We start from the raw sequence: 22,743 nt of genomic DNA, 5'->3' as shown, positions 1-22,743 counted from the left end.
TGCCCCGGGTTGGGGCAGGTCAATCCTGCGTTCGGGGACCAGTCGGGGCAGGCGGGAGCGGGCCGGAATCCGCCGTTCGGGGTCAGCGGGGCGCCTCGACCACCTCGTCCGGGCCGACGAAGCTGCTGCTGCGGGCGTCGCCGTCGTCGCTGCCGCCGAACACCCGGGCGTCGTCGGGGACGTCCTCGGTGCGCCGGCGTACCGGCCGCCGCCGGGGCTGCACCCACTGCCAGGGCAGGTCGCTGTTGGCGTCGCCGATCTCGGTGCGCACCCGGGGCATCACGGTCGGCCGCTGGTCGCGGATCCACTCGACCAGGTGTTCCCGGACCAGGCAGCGCAGGTCCCACAGCCGGCCCGCGTCGGCGGCGCTGACCAGGGCCCGCAGCCGCACCGACCCGCCGGTGGCGTCGGTCACCTGCAGCACGCAGACCCGGCCGTCCCAGAGCTCGGTGTCCTCCACCATGCGGCGCAGTTCCTCCCGCATGGTCTGCACCGGGACCGCCCAGTCGACGTCGAACTCGGCGGTGCCGAGCACCGCGGACTGGGTCCGGGTCCAGTTCTCGAACGGCTTGGTGGTGAAGTACGAGGTGGGCAGGACCAGCCGACGGTCGTCCCAGATCTGTACCACCACGTAGCTGAGGGTGAGTTCCTCGATCCGGCCCCACTCCCCCTCGACCACCACCACATCGTCGAGCCGGACCGCGCCACCGAACGCCAACTGCAGGCCGGCGAAGAGATTGGCCAGGACACTCTGGGCGGCCAGCGCGGCGAGGGCACCGATCACGCCGGCGGAGGCGAGCACGCTGGCACCGACGCCCCGGACCGCGGGGTACGTCATCAGCATCACGCCCAGGGCGAGCACCACGATGATCACCACGGTGAGCCGGCGCAGGATGTTGATCTGGGTCCGGATCCGCCGGGCCTGCCGGTTGTTCGGCACGTCGGTGCGGAACCGGACCAGCGCGATGTCCTCGCACACCAGCAGCAGCGACGCGACCAGCCAGGCGGTGGTCGCGATGGTGAGCAGGACCAGCCCGTGCAGCAACGCCTGGCGCCAGCCGGTACCCACCGCGTAGAGGCCGGTGCCGATCCGTACCGCGGCCTGCACCGCGAACACGGTCGCCGCGACCTGGAACGGTCGGTGTGCGTGCTGGGCGAGTTCGGCCAGCAGGACCGACCGGCGACCGAGGGCCCGGACGATCCGGTGCACCGTCTGCACCACGAGCAGCGCGATCGCCGCGGCGCCCAGGGCGGCGGCGATCGTCCAGAGGTACGCCTGCACGAAGATTGCTCCTTACCGGGAGGGTCGCGCGGTCCCGTCGTAGGCAAAAGCCCAAGGGTGCCCGACACCTCCCGGTGCGTCCACCTCAGACCTTGCGGTACTTGGCCTGGATCACACAGAACGCGGCGAAGGCGGCGATGCCCAGCGCGACCAGGGTGAGCAGGATCGGGCCGTACGACTGGTCCCGCAGGGTACGCAGCGCGGCGTCCAGGCCGCGAGCCTTGTCCGGGTCGTAGGTCACCGCCGCGCCGACCACCAGCACGCCGGCGATGGCCACCGCGACGCCCTTGGCCGAGTAGCCGGCCACGCCGAGCCGCCGGGCCAGCTTGCTGGTGCCGGCGTTCATCCGCTCGGTGTGCAGCTTCTCCTCGAACTTCTTCTTCGCACCGTAGCCGACCATGCCGACACCGAGCGCGAGCACGGCCACCCCGACCAGGCCCACCAGGAACCGCCCGCCGCCCGAGGACATCAACTGCGCGGACATCGCCTGCTGCTTGTCGGCGCTCGACGAGCCGGCGTCGTTGACCACCTTGACGGCGGTCCAGGCGAACCAGGCGTACAGGACGGCCCGGGCGCCCGAGGCGACCCGCTCGAACACCCGGCGCCTGCCCCGCTCCTCCTGGTGGCCGACGAATGCCTCGGACAACTGCCAGAGGGCCATCGCCAGCAACCCGACGGCCACCGCGACGAGCAGCGTCTTGCCGATCGGCTGGGCGGCCAGCGTCTGCATGGCCCCGGTCTGGTCGCCCTCCTGGGCCGACTTGCCGAAGGCGATCTGCAACGCCAACCAGGCGAAGAGAACGTGGACGATCCCGTAGCCGATGAACCCGGCTCGGGTGAGGATCTCCAGCGGCTTGCTGTTGGCCGCGCGGGAGGCGGTGACTTGCGCACCATGGGTCGCTGACATGCGCAGTCATTCACCGCCCGGGCGAGTTTTCAAACGTACGCCGTGGCCGGAATGCCCTAAGAGCGGGGATTGCGGCCGATCCGTACCACGGCCTTGCTGTCGTCCAGGCTGTCCAGCGAGACGTACAGGCCGGCCGCCTGGGCGTCCGGCTGGTCGACGCTGAGCGTCAGCTGCTCGCCGGCGACCTCGACGGTGACACCGTTGGCGTCGGCGCCGACCAGCTTGGCGTCCACCCCGAGCACGCTCGCGCTCGCGTCGAGATTCCGGTCGAAGGTGACCTTGCAGGCGTCGAGGCCGCAGTCGGTCGAGGCACCCTCGCCGGAACAGCCGGCGAGCACGGTCGCGGCGAGGGCGAGGGCGGCGACGACCCCGGCGGTGCGGGGGGCGGACGAGAACGGGGGGGACGTTCGTCGGGTCATCACCCGGCCAGGGTACGAGAACGCCGCTCACGATCCACCGGCCGTGTCGCCCGGCGCTCGCCCGGCCGGCCCGGCACGCCGCCGCTCGGCCCGGCGGCGCGGCCGGGCGGCCGGGTTCGGTCACAATGAGCGGATGAGTCAACTGGTCGAGGACAATCCCGCCCGGCACCGCTTCGAGATCCTGGTCGACGACGCGCTGGCCGGGTTCGTCGACTACCGGCAGGAGCCCGGCGTGGTGACCCTGGTGCACACCGAGGTCGATCCCGCCTTCGAGGGGTCGGGGGTCGGCTCCGCGCTGGCCCGGGCCGTCCTCGACCAGCTCCGCGAGCGCGGCGATCGGGTGGTGCCGCAGTGTCCGTTCATCGCCGGCTGGATCGGCCGGCACCCGGAGTACGCCGACCTGGTCGTCGAGCGGCCCTGAGCCCGGCCGGCCCGCCGGGGGGTGGATGCGCCCGGTGCCCGGCCCGTGCGACAGTTCCGGCATGGGACCGATCCGGTACGCGGCCGAGGAGATCAGCTGGTACGACGTTCCGGGCGTCCGGCTGGTCGGCCTGGTCCTCGGTGGACTGCTGCTGATCGCGGCGATCCGGTCGATGTTCGGCAAGGGCGGTCGGTGATCCGGCCGATTGCCGAACCATGGCTGCGAATGGTCAACGCCTTCGATATGTTTGCCGGGTGCAACTACCCGACGGAGGGAGCCTCCACGTGCGGAGAGCGTTGGTGGCGGCAGCCGCCGCCCTGACCCTGACCATCGCCGGTGGCGCCGTGACCGGCGCGCCCGCCCAGGCCGAGCCGAGTCCCGGCGGCCCCGGTCTCGGCGACAGCTACTTCCCCGACTACGGCAACAGCGGCTACGACGTCGACCACTACGACATCCGGCTGCGCTACGACCCGGCCACCGACAAGCTCAGCGGCACCACCACCATCGTGGCCCGGGCCACGAAGGATCTGTCCCGGTTCAACCTCGACTTCCTGCTCGACGTGGAGTCGGTGAAGGTGAACGGCTGGACCGCCGGCCACGCCCGGCGGGGCGGCCACGAACTGGTGGTCACGCCGGCCCGGCCGGTGACCAAGGACCAGCAGCTGACCGTGGTGGTCAAGTACGCCGGGATCCCGTCGCAGGTGAAGTACGACGGCTACACGGCGTGGACCCGGACCGCGGACGGGGCGCTCGCCGTCAACGAGCCGGAGATCTCCTGGTGGTGGTACCCGAGCAACGACCACCCGAAGGACAAGGCCACCTTCGACGTCTCCGTCTCGGTGCCGGACGGCGTCGAGGTGATCAGCAACGGGGTACAGCCCCGGCCGCCGCTGCCGGAGTTGCTGGGCTGGACCCGGTGGAGCTGGCGCAGCGTCAAGCCGCAGGCCACCTACCTCACCTTCCTGGCGATCGGTCAGTACGACATCGTCACCGACACGGCGCCCAACGGACAGCCGGTGATCAACGCGTACAGCACCCGGCTGGGTGAGGCGGCCGGTGCCGCGCGGGCCAGCGTCGAGCGGACCGCCGAGGTCATCGACTGGGAGAGCGGCATCTTCGGGCCGTACCCGTTCGAGGCGCAGGGCGGGGTGGCCGCTCCGCCGGACGGGATCGGCTTCGCCCTGGAGACACAGACCCGGCCGGTGTACTCGGCCGGCTTCTGGCGGCGCGGGTCGAACCCGTACGTCATCGTGCACGAGAACGCCCACCAGTGGTTCGGCGACTCGGTCTCGGTGAAGGAGTGGCGCAACATCTGGCTCAACGAGGGCTTCGCCAGCTACGCCGAGTGGCTCTGGTCCGAGGAGCAGGGTGAGGGCACCGCGCAGGAGCTGTTCGACTTCACCTACGCGCTCTACCCGGCCGACGACGAGTTCTGGCAGGTGCTGCCGGGCAACCCGGGCGCCGACCGGGTGTTCGACGGCGCCGTCTACGACCGGGGCGCGATGGCCCTGCACCAGCTCCGGCTGGCCGTCGGTGACGACGCGTTCTTCCGCATCCTGCCCCGCTGGGCGGCCAGCCACCAGTACGGCAACGGCACCATCGAGCAGTTCCAGACGCTCGCCGAGCGGATCTCCGGCAAGGACCTGGACGCGCTCTTCACCACCTGGCTGTTCACCAAGGGCCGGCCCGAGCTGACCGGGACGGCGGCGCGGCACACGGCGGCCACGCCGGCCCAGCCGAAGTCCTGGCCGAAGCTGCGCCAGGCGCACGACCTGCTGCACCACTGATCTCGACGGGCGGGAGAGGGCCGGCGGCCGGGCCGCCGGCCCTCGTGCATGAGCGGCGCGGACCGGGGTACGGGTCCGGTGGAACGCCACCAGCCGCGCGAGGGAGAACAGGCCAATGCGCATCGGTTACTTCTTGTCCAGCGAGGAATACACCCCCGCCGAGCTGCTCGACCAGGCGCGCGGCGCCGAACGGGCCGGTTTCGAGGCGCTGTGGATCTCGGACCACTACCACCCGTGGGTGGACGCGCAGGGGCAGAGCCCGTTCGTCTGGTCGACGATCGGCGCGCTGAGTCAGGTCTGCCAACTGCCGGTCACCACGGCCGTCACCTGCCCCACCGTACGCATCCACCCGGCCGTCGTCGCGCAGGCGGCGGCCACCAGCGCGGTGCTGCACTCCGGCCGGTTCGTGCTCGGCGTGGGCAGCGGCGAGGCGCTGAACGAGCACATCTTCGGCGACGCGTGGCCGGGTGCCGACGTCCGGCTGGCGATGCTGGAGGAGTCCGTCGAGGTGATGCGGAAGCTGTGGCAGTGCGGCTTCGTCACCCACCACGGCAGGCACTACACGGTCGAGCAGGCCCGGGTCTACACGCTGCCGGACACTCCCCCGCCGGTCTACGTCTCGGGGTTCGGCCCGAAGGCGATCGACCTGGCCGCCCGGATCGGTGACGGCTACGTCAGCACGATGCCGGACGGCGACATGGTCAAGCGGTTCCGGGAGAACGGCGGCGGGGACAAGCCGTGCCAGGCCGGGTTCAAGGCCGCGTTCGCGCCGACCGTCGACGAGGGCGCCGACATCGCGTACGAGAAGTGGCCGAACGCCGGGGTGCCCGGCGAACTGTCCCAGGTGCTGCCGTCGCCCCGGCACTTCGAGCAGGCCGCGCAGAACGTCAGCAGGGAGCAGGTCAAGTCGGCGTTCGTCTGCGGCAACGACCCGGACGCCCACCTGGAGATGATCGACAAGTACGCCCGGGCCGGGTTCGACGAGATCTACGTCGCCAACACCGGCCCGCACTACCAGGGCCTGTTCGACCTGTACGCCAAGGAGGTCCTGCCCCGGCTGCGGTGAGCGGGGTGCCCACCGGATCGGGACAGCGGCCCTCGGACACCCGAGGGCCGCTGTCCCGACGGTCCACAGCGGAGGGATCCGCAGGCCGTTTCGATCTCCGAGGGCGGGGGTACCTCGGGCCCTTGATGAAACTGCCTCTGCACTCGACCCGGCTGCGACGCGCCGCGAAGAACCTCTTCGGCTGGCGTACCCTGCGGCCCAACCAGCTTGCCGCCATGCGGTCGGTGATGAAGCGGCGCGACACCCTCGTGGTGTTGCCCACCGGCGCCGGCAAGTCGGCCATCTACCAGATACCGGCGAGCCTGATCCCGGGCCCGACGGTGGTGATCTCGCCGCTGCTGGCACTCCAGCAGGACCAGATCGCGTCGCTCAACGAGCGGCAGCGTCCCGAGTTGCGGGCCGTCCGGATCAGCTCCAACGAGAGCGCGAGGCAGCAGGCCGACGCGTTGGAGGCGATCCGCGACGGTTCGGCCGAGTTCCTGTTCATCACGCCGGAGCAGTTGAGCAATCCGGACCGGCTGGCCGAGGTCCGGGCGCTGCGCCCGGCCCTGGTGGCGGTCGACGAGGCGCACTGCATCTCGGCGTGGGGGCACGACTTCCGGCCGGACTACCTGGCGCTGGGGCACCTGATCCGGGGCATCGGCCGGCCGCCGGTGGTGGCGCTGACCGCCACCGCCTCCCCGCCGGTGCGGGACGACATCATCGAGCGGCTCGGCCTGAACAACCCGAAGATCGTCGTCTCCGGGCTGGACCGGTCGAACCTGTTCGTCGAGGTGGCGCACTGCCCCACCGAGGACTACCGGTGGCGGCGGCTGATCGCGCTGCTGCGCGAGGACAAGCGGCCCGGGATCATCTACGTGCCGACCCGCCGGGCCGCCGAGGAACTGGCCGCGAAGCTCACCAGGGCCGGCTTCGAGTCGAAGTTCTACCACGGCGGGATGCCCGCGAACGCCCGGCACGAACTGCACGAGGCATTCCTCGACGACCAGGTGCCGATCATGGTGGCCACCTCGGCGTTCGGGATGGGCATCGACAAGCCGAACATCGCCTGGGTGGTGCACATGGCGCTGCCCGACTCGCCGGACAGCTACCTGCAGGAGATCGGCCGGGCCGGCCGCAACGGGGAGAGTTCCCGGGTGCTGCTGCTGTGGCGGGCCGAGGACGTCGGCCTGCAGCGGTTCTTCAGCGGCGGGACGCCGGACGAGGCCGAGCTGCGCGACCTGGCCGCGCTGGTCCGCAAGGGCCCGACCAGCAAGACGGCGCTGAAGGAGGCCAGCGGGCTGGGACCGCGCAAGCTCGGCCAGTACCTCGCCCTGCTGGAGCACGTCGGCGCCGTCGCGCCGCACGGCAGCCACCAGCTCGCCGCTCCCCGGTACGCCCCGACGCCGGCGCCGGCCGCGCAGGCGGCGCTGCGGGAGGCGGAACGGCAGCAGACGGTGACCCGGTCCCGGACCGACATGATGCGGGCGTTCGCCGAGACGCGGGGCTGCCGGGGGCAGGCCCTGCTGGCCTACTTCGGCGAGCAGATGACGCACGTCTGCGGGCACTGCGACAACTGCCTGGCCGGCACCAGCACCGCCGCCGACGGCGCGAGCGGCCCGTTCCCGGTGCACAGCCAGGTACGGCACGCGGAGTGGGGCGCCGGCCTGGTGCTCAGCTACGAGGACGACAAGATGACGGTGCTCTTCGACGACGTGGGGTACAAGACCCTCTCCGTGCCGGTGGTGAGCGAGCAGGGTCTGCTCACCGCCGACACGGCGTGACCTAGGGTGATTCCGTCGATCCGATTGACCAGAGGGGTTTTGTCGTGACTGACCAGCCGGTGTACACCGAATTCGGGTTCTCCGACGAGGAGTGGGGGCTGCTCGTCGGGCTGCCGCAGGCGGTGCTGACCGCCGCCAGCGCCGCCGAGTCGGACTCGACCCGTCGGACCATGCAGGAGAACGCGGCCGGCCTGGAGACCATCGGCGCCGGCCGTGAGTCGGCCAGCCCCCTGGTGGCGGCGGTCGCCGGCGAGGTGGTCTCCCGCACCGGCGACCCGGAGGTCGGCGAGGAACTGCCGGTGATCCAGCCGAGCGACCCGCAGGCCCTGATCGAGGACGTCCTGGGGCGGGCCAAGGCCGCGTCCGACCTGCTCGCCGGGAAGGTGGACGAGGGCGAGGTCGGCGCGTACAAGCTGTGGCTGCTGGAGATCGCCGACCACGTGGTGACCGCCGCGCCGAGCGGTGGTTTCCTCGGCATCGGTGGCGAGACGGTGAGCGAGTCCGAGCGCCGGTTCCGCGACGACCTCTCCCACGTGCTCTACGACTAGAGGCAGGGCGTGAACCGGGAGAGTTCGGCTCGTGCGGAACTCTCCCGGAGCACGCGGGACCTCACCCGTCGCGCGGGGTGAGCAGGTCCAGGACGGCGGCCTCGGCCTCGGGGCGGGGGCAGCCGGGTCCCACCTCGACCACCACGCCGTCGTGGTAGAGGTCGACCACCCGGGGGTCGACGTAGGAGGCGCGGGCCACCGTCGGGGTGTTTCCCAGCAGGGCCGCCACCTCGCGCATCACCCCGGCCACCGCCCGCCTGCGGGCCGTCGCCGACCGTTCGTCCGCCCGGGCGGCCAGCTCCACCGCCGCGAGCACCGTGGCGTGCCAGGTCCGGAAGTCCTTCGCGGTCATCTCCGCGCCACTGGCCTCGCGCAGGTACCCGTTGACGTCGTCGCTGCGCACGTCCCGCCAGGCCCGGCCGTCCCAGTAGCCGAACAGCCGCTGCTGGCCGTCCCGGTGTCGGCGCAGCGCCCGCAGCACCCGGCAGACGTCCTCGTCCTCGATCCGCAGCACCTGCCGGATCCCGCCCTTGGCGGGGAACTCGAACACCACGCAGCCGCGCCCGGCCCGGGCGTGTCCGGCCCGCAGGGTGGACACCCCGAAGGTGGGTTCCGCGCCGGCCGCGTACTGGTCGTTGCCGACCCGGAAGGTGCCCATGTCCAGCAGCTTGGCCAGTCCGGCCAGCACCCGCTCCCGGCGCAGCCCCCGGCCGTCCAGGTCGGCGGCGACCCGGGCCCGCAGGTCCGGCAGCCGGCTGGCCACCGCCAGCACCCGGTCGAACTTGTCCGCGTCCCGCTGGGCCCGCCAGTGCGGGTGGTAGAGGTACTGCTTGCGGCCGGCCGCGTCGATGCCGGTGGCCTGGATGTGGCCGCGCGGGTCGGGCGAGATCCACACGTCCCGCCAGGCCGGCGGGATGACCAGCCCCCGGAACCGGGCCACCGCCGCCGGATCGGTGACCGGCCGGCCGGCCGGATCGAGGTAGCTCACCCCGCGGCCGCGCCGACGGCGGCCGTACCCGGGGCGGTTCAGGTCAGTGCGCCGCAACCGCATCCCGGGACCGCCCGGCCCGTTCGGCGTCGTCCGCCGCCGTCAGCACCTGCCGCACGTCCACCGCGGCCAGCGCCGGGTGGATCGTCCCCGGCTCCCCGGCCGCCCCGGCGAGGTCCGCGGCCCACAGGGCCCGGTGCCAGGGCCGGTCCGGTGGTGGCCCCCAGTGGTCCGGGCGGACCGGCCCGAAGATCACCACCGACGGGGTGCCGTAGCCGGTGGCCAGGTGGGCGATCCCGGTGTCCGCGCTGACCACCAGCCGGCCGTAACCGACCAGGGCGGCCAACTCCCGCACGTCGAGGTGGCCGGCGAGGGCGGACGTGGCCGGCAGCCCGGCCGACTCGACGACGTGCCGGACCAGGTCCCGCTCGGCCGTCGAGCCGGTGACCAGCACCCGGTGGCCCAGCCGGGTCAGCTCCCGGGCCACCGCGGCGAACCGGTCCGGCGCCCACCGCCGCCGCGCGTCCTTGCCGCCCGGGTGCAGCAGGGTCAGGCCGATCCCGAGCCGGTGCGGCTCCGGCAGCCGCAGCCCCAGGTCGGCCGGATCGCACGGTACGCCGTACCAGTCCAGCAGCCGGCACCAGCGGTGCACCTCGTGCTCGTCGTCGACCCAGGCCGGTCCGTCGGTGTGCCCCGCCTCCGGGCAGGCGAAGGCGCGCAGCAGCACCGGCTCGGCGCCCTGCAGCAACCGGTGCGAACGAGGGCCCCGACCGTGCAGGTTGACCGCCCAGTACGGCTGCGTGCCGGGCCAGTCGAACGGGTCCAGCCCGTCGGCGCGGACCACCCGGTCGATCCCGCCGACCAGGTCCACCATCGGCTCCAGCCAGCCGGGCGCGGCCAACACCAGCGGATGGTCGGCGAACGCGGCGCGCAGCCCGCGCAGCGCCGGGACCGCGGTCGCGAGGTCCCCGACGCCGAGAGCCCGCAGCACCAGGATCATGGGTACGACGTCTCCCGGTCGGCGCAGACCACCAGTTCCCGTACCGCGCAGCCCGGTGGCTGGCTGAGCGCGAACAGCGCCGCGGCGGCGACGTTGGCCGGTTCGCAGAGCACGGCGTCCGGGCCGGGCCGGTACTGTTCGGCCCGCTCGTCGAAGAACGACGTGCGCATCCCGCCCGGCACCAGCAGAGTGACCCCGACCGAGCCGGACAGCTCGGCGGCCAGCGCCCGGGTGAACCCGACCACGCCGAACTTGGCCGCGCAGTACGCGGTCGCGTCACCGACCGCCTTCAGCCCGAGCGTCGAGGCGACGGTGACGATCCGGCCGCCCGACCGTTCCAGGTGGGGCAGCGCGGCCCGGATGACCGCGGCGGTGGCCAGCAGGTCCACGGCGACCACCCGTTCCCAGGTCTCCCGCGGTACGTCGACGAGCCGACCGGGCACGTCCACCCCGGCGGCGGTCACCACGCCGTCCAGCCCACCGGCCTGCTCGGCGATCTGCCGGACGGCCTCCTCGGCGGCGGCGGTGTCGGCCAGGTCGCAGGCGACGAACGGCAGGTCGCTCTCCGGCGGGTTGCGGTCCAGGACGGACGGCCTCCCGCCGGCGGTGACGACGGCCGCGACGATGGCGGCGCCGAGGCCGCTCGACCCCCCGGTGACCAGGATCGACGGGCCGGGCATGGACGGTGTGTCGGTCATCGGGTCCGCTCCACCCGTCGGCCGTCGCCCCACCGGGCGGCGGCGATCATGCTGGAGGTCGATCGACCGTCCAGGTAGGGCACCACGACCGTCTGGCCGCCCCAACGGCGCAGGATCTCCGCCTCCGGCAGGGCGGACTCGTCCCCGGCGCCGGAGCCGTAGTCACCGCCCTTGACCCAGACGTCCGGCCGCAGCCAGGACAGCACCGCGTGCGGCGTCGCCTCGTCGAAGACCACCACCGCGTCGACGCAGTTCAGCGCGGCCAGCAACCGGCACCGGTCGGCCTGCCCGACCAGCGGCCGGTCCGGCCCCTTCAGGCCGGTCACGCTGGCGTCCGAGTTGAGGCAGACGACCAGACAGTCACCGAGCCGGCTGGCCGCCTCCAGGGTGGCCAGGTGACCGGCGTGCAGCAGGTCGAAACAGCCGCCGGTGGCCACCACCGTGCCGCCGGCCGCCCGTACCCGGGCGACCACCGCACCGGCGGCATCCGGACCGATCCGGTCGGCCCGGCCGGCCGGCACGGTGGGTACCGACGTCCGGGCCGCGGTGGGCACCGGCGTCGCGGGTACGGCGGTGGCCACTCCCCCGGCGGCCACGTAGTCGGACGCCTCGACCACCGCCCGTTGCACCGCCTCGGAGACCAGCTGCCGCTCGGCCAGCGCCACCGTGGCCGCGACCGCGAACCGGTCACCGGCACCGCAGGCGTCCCCGTCGGCACCGGCCGGCGGCCGGACCACCAGCGGCGTCGCCCCGGCGTGGCAGAGCAGGGCGCCGTCCGCGCCCAGGGTCACCGCGACCGCACCGGCCAACCAGCGCTCGCGCAGCTCCTGCGCCGCCCGGGAGGCCATCACCAGCCGCGAGCCACCCGGCCCGGTGGCCGCCAGGTCGTGCGCCTCCACCTCGTTCGGGGTGACCAGCCGGACCCCCGGCACCGGCGCCGGACCGCGCGGATGCGGATCCCAGACGATCGGCGCCGACCCGGCGGCCAGCGCCGCGCGCAGCGTCGGCTGCTGGGCAATCCCCCGTCCGTAGTCGCTGACCAGTACCGCCGCGGCGTCGGCCAGCAGTTCCAGGACCGCGTCGCCCGGCTCGCCCGGCGGGCCGGCCGCGCCGCCCCGGTCGTGCCGCAACAGCACCCGGCCCCGGGTCCGCAGCCGCACCTTCTCCGGGGTCGCCCCGGGCAGCGGCAGCGCGAACACCTGTACGCCGGCGGCGGTGAGCAGGTTGCTCAGCCGGGCCCCGCCGGCGTCGTCGGCGAGCGCCGTGACCAGGGCCACGTCGAAGCCCTGATCGACCGCGAACAGCGCCGCGAGACCGGCGCCGCCGGGGCGGTCGGTGCCGTCCAGCTCGTCCAGCACCGGCACCGGCGAGTCGGGGCAGAGCCGGTTGACCACGCCCTCGACGTCCCGGTCCAGGAGGGTGTCGCCCACCACCACGATCGGGCCCGGCGTCACGGCGTACCCCCGGGGTCGTCGCCGGCACCGACCCCGGCGGGCGGCGCCGGCACCTGGGGGACCTGCACCGACGGGGTCGGATACGAGCGGGCCGGCACACCGGCCGTCGACGGGCCGTACGCCCCGGCGCCGAGCACGGTCGGCAGCGCCGCCTCGACGTACTCGCACAGCACGTGCGCCGAGACCAGATGCAGTTCCTGCACCACCTGCGGGTCCGGCGACGGCACCGCGAGCACGTCGGTGCACACCTCGGCGAGCGGGTTGGGCGCCGGCCCGGTGAACGCCCAGCACCGGAGCGAGAGTTCCGTGGCGGCGCGGGCCGCGCCGATCAGGTTGGCGCTGCGCCCGCTGGTGGACAGCAGCAGCAGGATGTCGTCCGCCCGGCCGTGCGCCCGGACCTGCCGGGCGAAGACCTCCTCGAAGCCGAAGTCGTTGCCGATCGCGCTGACCGCCGAGCTGTCCGCGGTCAGCGCGATCGCGGACAGCGGGACCCGGTCACCGCGCAGCTTGCCCACCAGCTCGGCGGCCAGGTGCTGCGCCTCGGCGGCGCTGCCGCCGTTGCCGGCGATCAGCAACCGCCCGCCGTGGGCCAGCCGCCAGGCGAGTTCGCCGCCCCACTGACCGAGCCGGGCCGCCGCCTCCCGGTACGGCAGCAGGGCCGCCGCCAGGCCGGCGAGGTGGGTGTCCAGCAGCGCCACCGAGTCGGACATCAGGCCACCACCTGGCTGGTCTGCCGCACCTGGCTGACGACCGCCTCGTAGACCTCGCCGAGTTGGGCGGCGGCCCGTTGCCAGGAGTAGTGCCCGCGGACCCGCTCCAGGGCGGCGGTCGCGTAGCCGGCCCGGCGGGCCGGGTCGGCCAGCAGCGCGTGCAGCGCCGCGCCGAGTGCCGCCGGGTCCCGGGGCGGCACCAGGTCGCCGGTCACCCCGTCGACGATGGTGTCGGTCAGGCCGCCCACCGCCGTCCCGATCACCGGGACGCCGCAGGCCATCGCCTCCAGCGGGGTGAGCCCGAACGGTTCGTACCAGGGGGCGGCGACCAGCACGTCCGCCGAGCGGTACCAGCGGGCCATCTCCTGCCGGGGCACCGCCCCGGCGAGCCGGACCCGGTCGGCCACCCCGCACTCCCGCGCCACCGCCAGCAACCGCCGGGCCTGCGGGTCGTCCAGCAGCTCCGCGCCGGGCGGGCCGCCCACCACCACGCACTCCGCGTCGGGGACCGCCGGCATCGCCCGGATCAGGTCCTGGAAGCCCTTGCGTTCCACCAACCGGCCGACGGTGAGCACCCGGGGACGCCCGTCCGGTCGCTCCTGCGCCGGTCCGGTCGGCGCGAACGAGGCGACGTTGACGCCGGACGGCACGATCGTCATCCGGTCGGCCGGTACCCCCATCCGGATCAGTTCCCGCAGTTCGTCCTGGCTCTGCGCGATCACCCGGTCGACCGCCCGGCCGAGCGCCCGCTCGTAGCCGATCCGCCGGCCCGGGCTGGTGTCCGACGCGCCCTGGTGCCGGCGCTTCACCGTCCCCAGCGCGTGGTACGTCAGCAGCACCGGCACCCCGAGCCGCCGCGCGGCGGTGATGCCGGCCAAGCCACTCATCCAGAAGTGCGCGTGCACCACGTCCGGCGCCCAGTCGTCCCGCCGCCACCGGTCCACCAACCACCGGCTGAACGGCTTCATGTGCGGCAGCAGGTCGTCCTTGGCGATGACCTCGGGCGGCCCGGCCGGCACGTGCACCACGGCGACGCCGTCCAGCATCCGTACCGTCACCGGTAGGTCGGTGTCGTCCCGGCGGGTGTAGACCCGTACGTCGTGTCCGGCCCCGGCCAGCGCGGCGGCGAGTTCCGCCACGTGCGTGTTCTGTCCACCGGCGTCCTCTCCCCCGAGCACGGCGAGCGGGCTGGCGTGTTCCGAGATCAACGCGATGCGCACAGCTCCTCCTCCAGCAACCGGTCCCAGTCGGCGAGGAAGCGGTCCAGGCCGTAGCGGGTGAGGGCGGTCTCGCGGGCCCGGTCGCCGATCCGCCGGGCGGCGGCCGGGTCGTCGACCAGCCAGCGGGCGGCGTCGCGGAGGGTCTCGACCCGGGTGGAGAGGATCCCGGCGTCGGGCGGCACCGCGGCCACCGCCTCGGTGGCGGCCAGCACCACGACCGGCATCCCCATCGCCATGGCCTCGATCAGGCTCAGCCCGAGCGACGTCCAGCGGCACAGGTGCAGGTACGCCCGGCGGCGGGCCAGCTCCGCATGCATCCGTCCCTGCGGCAGGTCCTGGTACGAGGTGAGCCGGCCCGCGGGCAGCAGCAGCCGCTCGGCCAGGCCGGCCACCCGCATGCCGTAGACGTCGAGCGGCGCGACGGCCGCGAAGCCGGGCAGCAGGTCGGTCCCGGTCACCCGCCAGCGGCGTACCGGCTCGTTGACCACCACGCCGAGCCGGTCGAGTTCGCCGGTGTACCGGACCGTCGGCGGGACGACGCCGTGCTCGATCACGGCCGTCCGGGTGCCGCCGGTGTCCCAGAACAGCGCGTTGAAGTGGGTGACGTGCGCGATCAGCAGGTCATCCCGGTCGGCGAACTCGTGCCGGGTGTTCGGCACGTCCCCCTTGGGGGTGTTGTGCTCGACGTAGATCGCCGGCAGGTCCCGGCCGATCCGCCGACCCAGCCACTCGGCGGCCAGGTCGTACTCCTCGGGCCGCTGCAGGATCACCAGGTCGACGTCCTGCGCGGCAAGCGCCTGCGGGGGCACCTCCTCGACGGTGGCGGGCCACGGATAGGTGCGGGCCAGTCCCAGCCCGTACGGTCCGCGGTCGGGAGTGACCGGGACCAGGTAGCGGTGTTTGCCGTGCACGAACGCCGTGGTCCAGGAGCCGTGCACGTGCCAGAGGAGGATGTTCACGGGCCGCCCCGGCGGGCCGCGGCCAGGGCGGGTTCGCGGTCCAGCAGCCGGACGGCGGCCAGCACGCTGCCCGGTTCGATCTCCGACAGGCACGGGTGGCCCGGAATCGGGCAACTGGTCGCCCGGGTGTGCCGGCAGCCGGCATCCGCCCGGCCCAACCGTACGGTCGGCACCCGGTACGGCCCCCACTGGCCGAACGGGACGGTCGGGGCGAACAGGCTGACCACCGGGGTGCCCACCGCGGCGGCCAGGTGCGCCGGACCGGTGTTGCCGACCACCAGGCAGCCGGCCCGGGCGATGATGGCGGCCAGCCCGGTCAGCGACGTCTGCCCGCCGAGATCGGTCCCGGCCCGGCCGGCCACCCGGGCGCTCAACTCGTCCTCACCCGGGCCGCCGGTCACCATCACCCGGCGACCGGCCGCCGCCAGCCGCTCGACGATCCGGGCGCACAGCTCCGGCGGGCAGGCCCGGGCGTCCACCGACGCGCCGGGGTGGACCACGACGTAGCCCGGCTCGGCGGACGCCGCCGCGTCCGGTGGCGGCCCCAGGCAGTCCGGTCGCAGCCGCAGCACCGGCTCGTCGTCGGCGGGTAGCGCGAAGCCGGCCACCGCGGCCAGCGACAACGCCCGCTCGACCTCGGGGATGCCGAGCGACACCCGGTGCCGCAGGTCCAGCAGCGATCCCGGGTAGTCGTCGCTGATCGCCGAGATCCGGTCGACCCCGGCCATCCGCAGCACCAGGGCCAGCGGCAGGGCCGACTGGTGGAACGAGGTGAACAGCACCGCCTCGTCGGCGCCGACCCGGGCCAGCCGGTCGACCAGCCGGTCCACCGCGGCCCGGTCCACCGGTTCGGGACGCGGGTCGATCCAGGGCAGCGGCCATTCGACCAGTTCGTCGACCCCGGGCAGCAGTTCGGCGGCGGCGCGGCCGCGCGGCCCGCACAGCAGCACCACCCGGTCGGCCCCGGCCGCGACCGCCCGGATCGCCGGCCCGGTGACCAGCACGTCGCCGGCCGAGTCCGGCCGGGCCACCAGCACACACCGGGGTCGGCGCCGGGTGCCGGCCACCGGGGCGGTCAGCATCGACCGCTGCCGACGCAGGATCAGGTCCACCGCGCCGGCCAGGTCACCGACCACGGCGGGCGCGGCGGCCACCTCCTCGGGCCGGGTCGCCGGGGTGGGCACCATGATCCCGGTCGCGCCGGCCGCCGTGGCGGCGGTCATGTCGGCGCCGATGTCCCCCACGACGACGCAGCGGCCGGCCGCCGTGCCCAGGTCCCGGGCCGCGGCGTGGACCAGTCCCGGCGCGGGCTTGCGGCAGCCGCAGCCCGGCGCGTCGACCGGCGGCTCGGCGTGCGGGCAGATCCGCCAGGTGTCGAACGGGCCGAGCAGCTCGGCGATCCGGGCGTTGACCCGGGCCAGGTCGTCGGCGTCGAACAGGCCGCGGGCCAGGCCGGACTGGTTGCTGACCACACCCACCCGCAACCCGGCGGCGCGCACCCGGTCCAGCGCCGCGCGCGCCCCGTCGACCACCCGCACCCGGTCCGGGTCACCGTTGTACGGCACGTCGTGCACGAGCGTGCCGTCCCGGTCGAACAGCACGGCGTCGAACAGGCCGGCTCGGGCACCGGCGGCAGGGATGCCGTCGACGCCCGAGCCGGCGCCGTCCGCCGCGACCCGGTCATTTCGCACGGGCGGCGGGTTCCCAGGGGCAGCAGGAGTAAACCCGGCGGAACAGCGGTAGGTGACCGGCCGGTAACCGTGTGTCCGCGCCGGTCGGGGGCCGGATCCAGGGTCCACCGGCCGGCCCGTCGAGCCGCTCCGGGCCCTCCCGCGGGGGGAGCCGCTGCGGACGGTCATCGCGCTGGCTACCCTCTCCACTGACCGCTGTCGGCCGAACGAGGATGTCCGTGATGATCGAACCCGTGCAGCTGCCCTCCCCGTGGCGCGACGCACGCCTGACCGTCGTCGTACCCACCTACAACGAGGCGGGCAACCTGCCTGTGCTGGTGAAGCGACTCCTCGCGCTGCCGCTGCCCAGGCTGAGCATCCTGATCGCGGACGACAACTCGCCGGACGGCACCGGCGAGGTCGCCGACAAGCTGGCCATCGAGAACCCGGACCGGATCACGGTCGTGCACCGGCCCGGCAAGGAAGGACTGGGCCGGGCGTACGTCGACGGGATCAGCCGGGCGCTGGACGCCGGCGCCGACTACGTGGGCCAGATGGACGCCGACCTGTCCCACCCGCCGGAGGCGGTGCCCGGCATGCTCGGCGCCCTGCTGTCCACCCAGGCCGGCGTGGTCATCGGCTCGCGCTACGTGCCCGGCGGCGAACTGGACGAGGCCTGGCCGCTCTACCGGCGCGCGCTGAGCGGCTGGGCCAACCTGTACGTGCACACCCTGCTCCGGGTCCGCATCCGCGACCTGACCGCCGGTTTCAAGATCTGGCAGGCCGACGCGCTGCGGGACATCGGCCTGGACCGGGTGCAGTCCAACGGCTACAGCTTCCAGGTGGAGATGCACTACCTGGCCACCAAGTTGGGGCACACCATCATCGAGGTGCCGATCAAGTTCGAGGAACGCCGCGACGGCGCGTCCAAGATGACCACCGCCACCAAGGTGGAGAGCGCCCTGATGCCGTTCAAGCTGCGCAGCCGGCACCGCAACCTCACCCGCGGCGCGGGATCCGACGCCGCTCAGCGGTAGCCCGGGACCGGACTGCGCTCAGCGGTAGATCGCCCGGTTGGCGGCGCCCACCGTGGCGCCGTACCACCGGCCGGTCACCGCGCGGTCCCGGGCCAGGGCGGCCCGGGCGGCGTTGGCGCCCGGACCGCCGTGCACCCCGCCGCCCGGATGGGCCGAGGCGCCGGCCAGGAAGAGCCGGTCGATCGGGGTGTCCGCGCGGCCCAGGCCGGGCACGGGTCGGAAGAACAGTTGCTGGTAGGCCGCGGACGTACCGCCGCCGACGGCGCCACCGACCAGGCTCGGATCGCCCCGTTCCAGGTCCGCCGGGCCGGCGACGTGCCGGCCGCGGACCAGCCGGCCGAAGCCGGGGGCGTGCCGTTCCAGCGCCGCCTCCATCCGGGCCACCTGGGCCGCCACGTCCTCGGTCGACCAGTGCCGGCGGAACGGCAGGTGGCTGTAGGCCCAGAGCGACTCGGCCCCGGCCGGCGCCCGGGCCGGGTCGGCCACCGCGAGCTGCCCGACCAGCAGGAACGGATCGTCCGACAGCCCGCCGGCGGCCAGCGTCGCCGCGCCGGCACGCAGCCCGGCGAGGTCACCGCCCAGGTGTACGGTGCCGGCGCCGCGCAGCCCCGGATTGCGCCACGGCACCGGCCCGGCCAACGCCCAGTCGACCTTCACGGTCGAGCCGTCCCAGCGGAACCGGGTCAGGTCGTCGACCAGCCGGGACGGCAGCCGGGCGGCGCCCACCAGGTCCAGGTACAGCGCCGGCGCCGGCACGTCGGCGAGCACCGCCCGCCGGGCCCGCAGCGCCTCGCCGGCCGCGGTCCGTACGCCCATCGCCCGCCCCCGGGCGACGAGCACCCGCTCCACCGGGGTGCCGGTGCGTACCCGGCCGCCCCGGTCCCGCAGCCGGGCCAGCAGCGCGTCGGTGATCCGGCCGGCGCCACCGGCCGGCACCGGCCAGCCGACCTGCTGGCCGAGCATGGCCAGCAGCCAGCCGTACACGCCCGAGCCGACGTCCCCCGGGGCCAGGTCGGTGTGCAGGGCGCAGCCGGCCAGCAGCAGGGCCGCCCCCTCACCGGCGAACAGTTCCGCGGCGAGCCGGTCGACCGGCAGGGCCAGGGTCCGGGCCAGCCGTAACGCGCCACCGGCCCCGAGCCGGCGCAGCAGGTCGACGGCGCCGCGGACCGGCGGGAAGGGGGAGAACAGCGCCGCCAGCAGCGGACCGGAGACCCGCCGCCAGTCGTCGTACGCGGCGAGCCAGCGGTCACCGTCGCCGGGGGCGAACCGCTCCACCGAGGCCGCGGTGACCGTCGGGTCGCGGTTGAGCAGCACGGCCCGGTCGTCCGGCAGCAGATGGGCCAGCACGTCGGGCGCGTGCCGCCAGGTCAGGCCGTGGTCGTCCAACCGGAGCCGGCGCAGCACCGGGGAGGCGTACCCGAGCGGGTAGAACGAGCTGTAGAGGTCGCTGAGATAGCCGGGCGCGGTCACCTCGGCCGACCGGACCGCCCCGCCGGGCGTACCGACCGCCTCCAGCACCAGCACGTCCCAGCCCGCGTCGGCGAGCAGGTTGGCGGCGACCAGGCCGTTGTGGCCGGCGCCGACCACGATCGCGTCGGTCATCGGCCGCCGGCCGTCCGCCGAGTGCCCGGTAGGCGTTTGTTCCGGTCGGACCGGGGCATGCAACCGGACATGTGGGAGGTGCAGCAACTCATCGCCAGCTCCTGGGGTGCCGGCGGCGCGAACGGCCACCTGACGGTCGTCGACCCGGCCGACGATACGCCGGTCAGCCGGGCCCCGGTCGCCACCGGGGCGGAGATCGCCGCCGCGGTGAAGGCGGCCCGGCAGGCCGCGCCGCAGTGGGCCGCGGCGCCGGTCGCCCAGCGGGCCGAGGCGTTGCGGCGCGCCGCGGACGCCGTCGAGACCGCCGCCGACGAGCTGGCCACCGCGCAGACCGCCGAGATGGGCCGGCCGATCGGCGCCGCGCGGGGCGGCGTCGAGGCGGGCGTCTCCACCCTGCGCCAGTACGCCGAACTGGGCACCGTGCACCGCGGCCGGGCGTTGTCCGGCGAGCCGGACGCGATCGACCTGATGGCGGTGCAGCCGCGCGGCGTGGTCGCCGTGATCACCCCGTGGAACGACCCGGTGGCGGTCTCCTGCGGGCTGCTCGGCGCCGCCCTGGTCACCGGCAACGTGGTCGTGCACAAACCGAGCGAGCGCACGCCCGCCTGCGGTTTCCTGCTGGCCCGGCTGCTCGACGAGCACCTCCCGCCGGGCGTGCTGTCGCTGCTCACCGGCGACGGCGAGGTGGGTGCCGGCCTGGCCGCGCAGGACGTCGACCTGGTCGCCCACGTGGGGTCCACGACCACCGGCCGCAAGATCGCCGCGGCGTGCGTACCGACCTCGGCGAAGGCGCTGCTGGAGAACGGCGGCAGCGACCCGCTGATCGTGGACGCCGACGTGGACCCGGTCTGGGCGGCCGAACAGGCCGCGCTCGGGGCGTTCGCCAACGCCGGGCAGCTCTGCGTGGCGGTGGAACGGATCTACGTGCACCGGGCCGTGGCGTCCCGGTTCCTCACCGCGCTGGTCGAACGCGCGGACGCGATGCGGCCGGGCCCGGGCCGTGACCCGCTGACCGAACTCGGCCCGCTGGTCGACCGGCGCCAGCGCGACCACGTCGACGGTCAGGTCCGGGCCGCGACGGCCGACGGCGCGACGGCGCTCACCGGTGGCGTGGTGCCGCCCGGGCCGGGCGCGTTCTACCCGGCCACCGTGCTGACCAACTGCGTCGATGCGATGGCGGTGATGCGTGAGGAGACGTTCGGCCCGGTGGCGCCGGTGATGGTGGTCGAGTCCTTCGACGAGGCGCTGTCCCGGGCGGCCACCTCGCCGTACGGCCTGGCCGGCACCGTACTGACCGGCTCGATGGCCAACGCGCAGCGCGCCTGGCGGGAACTCCCGGTCGGTACGGTCAAGGTCAACGCGGTGTTCGGCGGCGCACCCGGCGGTGCCGCGCATCCGCGCCGCGGCAGCGGCCACGGCTTCGGGTACGGTCCGGAACTGCTCGACGAGATGACCGTCACCAAGGTGGTGCACATCAACGCGCCGGGCGGGCCGGACCGGTCCTGGTGACGGTGGTGACCGCCCGTCGGGCGGTCACCACGGCCGATCGACCCGGCGGGCCGGAGCGGGCGGCTCAGCGGCCGCCGCGGGCGGCGCGGGTCCGGTTGTTGTTGGCCTTCTGGATCGCCGTGACCAGTTCGGCCTTGGTCATCCGGGACCGGCCCGGCACGTCGAGCTTGCGGGCCACCGTCATCAGGTGCTCCTTGGGCGCGTTGGCGTCCACGCCCTGAGCCGTGGGTGCCCGCCGGGCGGGCCCACCACCGGCGGCCTGGGCGTCGCTCGGCCCCTTGCGGCCCTTGGGCTCCCAGTGGTCGCCCACCTTCTCGAAGGAGTTCTTCAGGGAGGCGTAGGCCGTCCGGTGCGACCGTTCCCCCTCCCCGTACGTCTCGACGGCCGCGTCGTGCGTCTTCGCCCAGGTGTCCTGGGCCTTCCGGGGCGAACGTCGGATCGTGCTGGGCATTACCTCGCGTCCGGGCATGATCGTCCTCCGCATCCTCGGTGGCGCCCCGGGCGTACCGGATGTCCGCCCCGTAGACGCTCTCCGCCGCGCGTTCCCCGCCCGCCACCGGCGTAAACGGCCGCACCCGCCGGCCGGTCCGCGGCGCCGGAGCCGGTGACCGCCGACCGAACCCGGCGGCGCCGGTCCGCCCGACCACTCCGGACCCCGGTGCCCGCCCCGGTGGTGTTTAGCGCGGGGACCCCCGGGTAGCGCAGGAGACATGGAACGGGGCAACAGCAAACACGGACCGCGGGTGGACGAGCAGATGAGCCGCGAGGTCGAAGGGACCGTGCACGGCACCGCCGGTTCCCGCGCCGAGGAGTGGCGGGACCCCGAGCCGGCCGGCGAGGACCAACCGAGCGCGACGACCGCGCCGACGGAGAGCACCCGCTCCGGCGTACCGCAGGGGATGACCCCGGCGGAGGTGGAGCAGCGCAGCCGGTTGGGCCGGTACATCAGCCTGTCGGCGCTGCCGGGCGACCGGGACGCGCTGCGCCGCAACGCGGAGCAGAACGAGGCGCCGGAGGCGGTCCTCGGCGAGTTGGACCGGCTGCCGGCGGACACCGAGTTCCAGACCGTGTCCGAGGTGTGGGCCGCGCTCGGCCACGCCAACGAGACCCAACGCTGGTGAGCGTCGCGTAGTCGCGCGTCGTCCTGGCCAGTTCGACCAGCAGGAAAGGGTGCGGAAGAGGATGAGTGGAGTAATCGAGTCCGTCGACGTGGCGGTGCCGGTCCGGACCGCGTACGACCAGTGGACCCAGTTCGAGGAGTTCCCGCAGTTCATGTCCGGGGTCGAGGAGGTTCGACAGATCTCCGACACGATGACCCACTGGCGGGTGGCGATCGCCGGGGTGACCCGGGAGTTCGACGCCCGGATCACCGAGCAGCTGCCGGACGAGCGGGTGGCCTGGAGTTCGACCGAGGGCACCCGCCAGGCCGGCGTGGTGACTTTCCACCGGCTGGACGAGAACTCCACCCGGGTCACCCTGCAGATGGAGATCGAACCGCATGGCGCGGTCGAGCAGGCCGGCGACAAGCTCGGCATCGTCGACAAGCGGGTCAAGGGCGACCTGGAACGGTTCAAGCAGTTCATCGAACGCCGGGGCACCGAGACCGGTGCCTGGCGGGGTGAGGTGAGCCGCCCGCAGCCCTGACCGGTATCCGACGAACGACACGGCGTGGCCGCCGGGGACCTGTGCTCCCCGGCGGCCGC

The 22,743-nt window shown here is 74.3% G+C and carries 23 protein-coding genes; 10 read left to right on the top strand and 13 right to left on the bottom strand.

Features of this window, described 5'->3' with window-relative positions; translation table 11 throughout:
- Positions 1 to 82: 82 nt before the first annotated feature.
- The 3 genes from ACFOX0_RS08595 to ACFOX0_RS08585 all read right to left on the bottom strand — a co-directional run bounded on the left by ACFOX0_RS08595 (position 83) and on the right by ACFOX0_RS08585 (position 2,608).
- Positions 83 to 1,282 (bottom strand): mechanosensitive ion channel family protein, encoded by a 1,200-nt coding sequence (locus ACFOX0_RS08595; protein ID WP_377543333.1) that lies wholly within the window; start codon positions 1,280 to 1,282, stop codon positions 83 to 85.
- Positions 1,283 to 1,367: 85 nt separating this feature from the next.
- Positions 1,368 to 2,189, bottom strand: a complete 822-nt coding sequence (locus ACFOX0_RS08590) for a DUF1206 domain-containing protein (protein WP_377543332.1) — start codon at positions 2,187 to 2,189, stop codon at positions 1,368 to 1,370.
- A gap of 56 nt (positions 2,190 to 2,245) precedes the next feature.
- On the bottom strand, positions 2,246 to 2,608 hold the full coding sequence (locus tag ACFOX0_RS08585) for a hypothetical protein (protein WP_377543330.1): 363 nt from the start codon (positions 2,606 to 2,608) through the stop codon (positions 2,246 to 2,248).
- Here ACFOX0_RS08585 and ACFOX0_RS08580 point away from each other — a divergent pair.
- From ACFOX0_RS08580 to ACFOX0_RS08555, 6 genes are all read left to right on the top strand, one after another.
- Entirely contained in the window at positions 2,565 to 3,029 is a 465-nt protein-coding gene (locus ACFOX0_RS08580) for a GNAT family N-acetyltransferase (protein WP_377543329.1), read from the top strand. The genes ACFOX0_RS08585 and ACFOX0_RS08580 overlap by 44 nt on opposite strands.
- Before the next feature lie 61 nt (positions 3,030 to 3,090).
- Positions 3,091 to 3,225 carry a hypothetical protein gene (locus ACFOX0_RS08575; RefSeq protein ID WP_377543328.1) on the top strand — a complete coding sequence of 45 codons (135 nt, stop codon included), beginning with the start codon at positions 3,091 to 3,093 and terminating at the stop codon, positions 3,223 to 3,225.
- A gap of 88 nt (positions 3,226 to 3,313) precedes the next feature.
- Entirely contained in the window at positions 3,314 to 4,816 is a 1,503-nt protein-coding gene (locus ACFOX0_RS08570) for a M1 family metallopeptidase (protein ID WP_377543327.1), read from the top strand.
- Between the two features lie 115 nt (positions 4,817 to 4,931).
- Positions 4,932 to 5,882 carry a TIGR03557 family F420-dependent LLM class oxidoreductase gene (locus tag ACFOX0_RS08565; RefSeq protein ID WP_377543326.1) on the top strand — a complete coding sequence of 317 codons (951 nt, stop codon included), beginning with the start codon at positions 4,932 to 4,934 and terminating at the stop codon, positions 5,880 to 5,882.
- Between the two features lie 125 nt (positions 5,883 to 6,007).
- Entirely contained in the window at positions 6,008 to 7,645 is a 1,638-nt protein-coding gene (locus tag ACFOX0_RS08560; RefSeq protein WP_377543325.1) for a RecQ family ATP-dependent DNA helicase, read from the top strand.
- A gap of 44 nt (positions 7,646 to 7,689) precedes the next feature.
- Positions 7,690 to 8,193: a hypothetical protein gene (locus ACFOX0_RS08555; RefSeq protein WP_377543324.1), complete on the top strand. Its 504-nt coding sequence runs from the start codon at positions 7,690 to 7,692 to the stop codon at positions 8,191 to 8,193.
- A gap of 61 nt (positions 8,194 to 8,254) precedes the next feature.
- Here the strand turns inward: ACFOX0_RS08555 and ACFOX0_RS08550 are convergent, their stop codons facing one another.
- Genes ACFOX0_RS08550 through ACFOX0_RS08515 form a run of 8 tightly spaced genes read right to left on the bottom strand, consistent with a single transcriptional unit; the run spans position 8,255 to position 16,862 of the window.
- Positions 8,255 to 9,244 (bottom strand): DNA topoisomerase IB, encoded by a 990-nt coding sequence (locus ACFOX0_RS08550; RefSeq protein WP_377543322.1) that lies wholly within the window; start codon positions 9,242 to 9,244, stop codon positions 8,255 to 8,257.
- Positions 9,225 to 10,181, bottom strand: coding sequence for a glycosyltransferase family 9 protein (locus ACFOX0_RS08545; RefSeq protein WP_377543321.1), 957 nt, complete (start codon positions 10,179 to 10,181; stop codon positions 9,225 to 9,227). The genes ACFOX0_RS08550 and ACFOX0_RS08545 overlap by 20 nt, the downstream gene beginning before the upstream one ends.
- Positions 10,178 to 10,879 carry an SDR family oxidoreductase gene (locus ACFOX0_RS08540; protein WP_377543319.1) on the bottom strand — a complete coding sequence of 234 codons (702 nt, stop codon included), beginning with the start codon at positions 10,877 to 10,879 and terminating at the stop codon, positions 10,178 to 10,180. Before ACFOX0_RS08540 ends, ACFOX0_RS08545 begins: the two co-directional genes overlap by 4 nt.
- Positions 10,876 to 12,315, bottom strand: coding sequence for a PfkB family carbohydrate kinase (locus ACFOX0_RS08535; protein ID WP_377543571.1), 1,440 nt, complete (start codon positions 12,313 to 12,315; stop codon positions 10,876 to 10,878). Before ACFOX0_RS08535 ends, ACFOX0_RS08540 begins: the two co-directional genes overlap by 4 nt.
- Before the next feature lie 14 nt (positions 12,316 to 12,329).
- A complete protein-coding gene (locus ACFOX0_RS08530; protein WP_377543318.1) occupies positions 12,330 to 13,043 on the bottom strand; it encodes a D-sedoheptulose-7-phosphate isomerase in 714 nt (237 codons plus the stop codon).
- Complete coding sequence (locus ACFOX0_RS08525) at positions 13,043 to 14,263, bottom strand: glycosyltransferase (protein ID WP_377543316.1); 1,221 nt, start codon at positions 14,261 to 14,263, stop codon at positions 13,043 to 13,045. The genes ACFOX0_RS08530 and ACFOX0_RS08525 overlap by 1 nt, the downstream gene beginning before the upstream one ends.
- Positions 14,248 to 15,222: a glycosyltransferase gene (locus ACFOX0_RS08520; RefSeq protein ID WP_377543315.1), complete on the bottom strand. Its 975-nt coding sequence runs from the start codon at positions 15,220 to 15,222 to the stop codon at positions 14,248 to 14,250. The genes ACFOX0_RS08525 and ACFOX0_RS08520 overlap by 16 nt, the downstream gene beginning before the upstream one ends.
- The gene (locus tag ACFOX0_RS08515) at positions 15,219 to 16,862 is read right to left on the bottom strand and encodes an HAD-IIIA family hydrolase (RefSeq protein ID WP_377543569.1); all 1,644 of its coding nucleotides are present in this window, start codon (positions 16,860 to 16,862) and stop codon (positions 15,219 to 15,221) included. Before ACFOX0_RS08515 ends, ACFOX0_RS08520 begins: the two co-directional genes overlap by 4 nt.
- 272 nt (positions 16,863 to 17,134) lie before the next feature.
- Here ACFOX0_RS08515 and ACFOX0_RS08510 point away from each other — a divergent pair, with 272 nt between their 5' ends.
- The gene (locus ACFOX0_RS08510) at positions 17,135 to 17,929 is read left to right on the top strand and encodes a polyprenol monophosphomannose synthase (protein WP_377543314.1); all 795 of its coding nucleotides are present in this window, start codon (positions 17,135 to 17,137) and stop codon (positions 17,927 to 17,929) included.
- Positions 17,930 to 17,947: 18 nt separating this feature from the next.
- Here ACFOX0_RS08510 and ACFOX0_RS08505 read toward each other — a convergent pair whose 3' ends face one another.
- Positions 17,948 to 19,531 carry a phytoene desaturase family protein gene (locus ACFOX0_RS08505; protein WP_377543313.1) on the bottom strand — a complete coding sequence of 528 codons (1,584 nt, stop codon included), beginning with the start codon at positions 19,529 to 19,531 and terminating at the stop codon, positions 17,948 to 17,950.
- 69 nt (positions 19,532 to 19,600) lie between these two features.
- Here ACFOX0_RS08505 and ACFOX0_RS08500 point away from each other — a divergent pair, with 69 nt between their 5' ends.
- Positions 19,601 to 21,040 carry an aldehyde dehydrogenase family protein gene (locus tag ACFOX0_RS08500; RefSeq protein WP_377543566.1) on the top strand — a complete coding sequence of 480 codons (1,440 nt, stop codon included), beginning with the start codon at positions 19,601 to 19,603 and terminating at the stop codon, positions 21,038 to 21,040.
- 64 nt (positions 21,041 to 21,104) lie between these two features.
- Here the strand turns inward: ACFOX0_RS08500 and ACFOX0_RS08495 are convergent, their stop codons facing one another.
- Entirely contained in the window at positions 21,105 to 21,509 is a 405-nt protein-coding gene (locus ACFOX0_RS08495; RefSeq protein WP_377543312.1) for a ChaB family protein, read from the bottom strand.
- Positions 21,510 to 21,750: 241 nt separating this feature from the next.
- On the opposite strand from ACFOX0_RS08495, the gene ACFOX0_RS08490 reads away from it, so the two are divergent.
- Together ACFOX0_RS08490 and ACFOX0_RS08485 are read left to right on the top strand one after the other, a co-directional pair.
- Positions 21,751 to 22,161 carry a DUF2795 domain-containing protein gene (locus ACFOX0_RS08490; protein WP_377543311.1) on the top strand — a complete coding sequence of 137 codons (411 nt, stop codon included), beginning with the start codon at positions 21,751 to 21,753 and terminating at the stop codon, positions 22,159 to 22,161.
- A 61-nt stretch (positions 22,162 to 22,222) separates the two neighbouring features.
- A complete protein-coding gene (locus ACFOX0_RS08485) occupies positions 22,223 to 22,684 on the top strand; it encodes an SRPBCC family protein (protein WP_377543309.1) in 462 nt (153 codons plus the stop codon).
- Positions 22,685 to 22,743: the final 59 nt, after the last annotated feature.

Origin of the sequence: Micromonospora zhanjiangensis, assembly GCF_042650605.1 — a bacterium.
Taxonomy (GTDB): Bacteria; Actinomycetota; Actinomycetes; order Mycobacteriales; family Micromonosporaceae; genus Micromonospora_J; species Micromonospora_J zhanjiangensis.
Note: the sequence above shows the minus strand (reverse complement) of the source record. Positions and strands in the feature narration are given on the sequence as shown.

Bases quoted from the DNA above. Each gene is read 5' to 3' on its own strand.
- ACFOX0_RS08590 (WP_377543332.1), bottom strand. From the start codon at position 2,189: ATGTCAGCGACCCATGGTGCGCAAGTCACCGCCTCCCGCGCGGCCAAC.
- ACFOX0_RS08585 (WP_377543330.1), bottom strand. From the start codon at position 2,608: ATGACCCGACGAACGTCCCCCCCGTTCTCGTCCGCCCCCCGCACCGCC.
- ACFOX0_RS08575 (WP_377543328.1), top strand. From the start codon at position 3,091: ATGGGACCGATCCGGTACGCGGCCGAGGAGATCAGCTGGTACGACGTT.
- ACFOX0_RS08565 (WP_377543326.1), top strand. From the start codon at position 4,932: ATGCGCATCGGTTACTTCTTGTCCAGCGAGGAATACACCCCCGCCGAG.
- ACFOX0_RS08560 (WP_377543325.1), top strand. From the start codon at position 6,008: ATGAAACTGCCTCTGCACTCGACCCGGCTGCGACGCGCCGCGAAGAAC.
- ACFOX0_RS08550 (WP_377543322.1), bottom strand. From the start codon at position 9,244: ATGCGGTTGCGGCGCACTGACCTGAACCGCCCCGGGTACGGCCGCCGT.
- ACFOX0_RS08545 (WP_377543321.1), bottom strand. From the start codon at position 10,181: ATGATCCTGGTGCTGCGGGCTCTCGGCGTCGGGGACCTCGCGACCGCG.
- ACFOX0_RS08540 (WP_377543319.1), bottom strand. From the start codon at position 10,879: ATGACCGACACACCGTCCATGCCCGGCCCGTCGATCCTGGTCACCGGG.
- ACFOX0_RS08530 (WP_377543318.1), bottom strand. From the start codon at position 13,043: ATGTCCGACTCGGTGGCGCTGCTGGACACCCACCTCGCCGGCCTGGCG.
- ACFOX0_RS08510 (WP_377543314.1), top strand. From the start codon at position 17,135: ATGATCGAACCCGTGCAGCTGCCCTCCCCGTGGCGCGACGCACGCCTG.
- ACFOX0_RS08505 (WP_377543313.1), bottom strand. From the start codon at position 19,531: ATGACCGACGCGATCGTGGTCGGCGCCGGCCACAACGGCCTGGTCGCC.
- ACFOX0_RS08500 (WP_377543566.1), top strand. From the start codon at position 19,601: ATGTGGGAGGTGCAGCAACTCATCGCCAGCTCCTGGGGTGCCGGCGGC.
- ACFOX0_RS08495 (WP_377543312.1), bottom strand. From the start codon at position 21,509: ATGCCCGGACGCGAGGTAATGCCCAGCACGATCCGACGTTCGCCCCGG.
- ACFOX0_RS08490 (WP_377543311.1), top strand. From the start codon at position 21,751: ATGGAACGGGGCAACAGCAAACACGGACCGCGGGTGGACGAGCAGATG.
- ACFOX0_RS08485 (WP_377543309.1), top strand. From the start codon at position 22,223: ATGAGTGGAGTAATCGAGTCCGTCGACGTGGCGGTGCCGGTCCGGACC.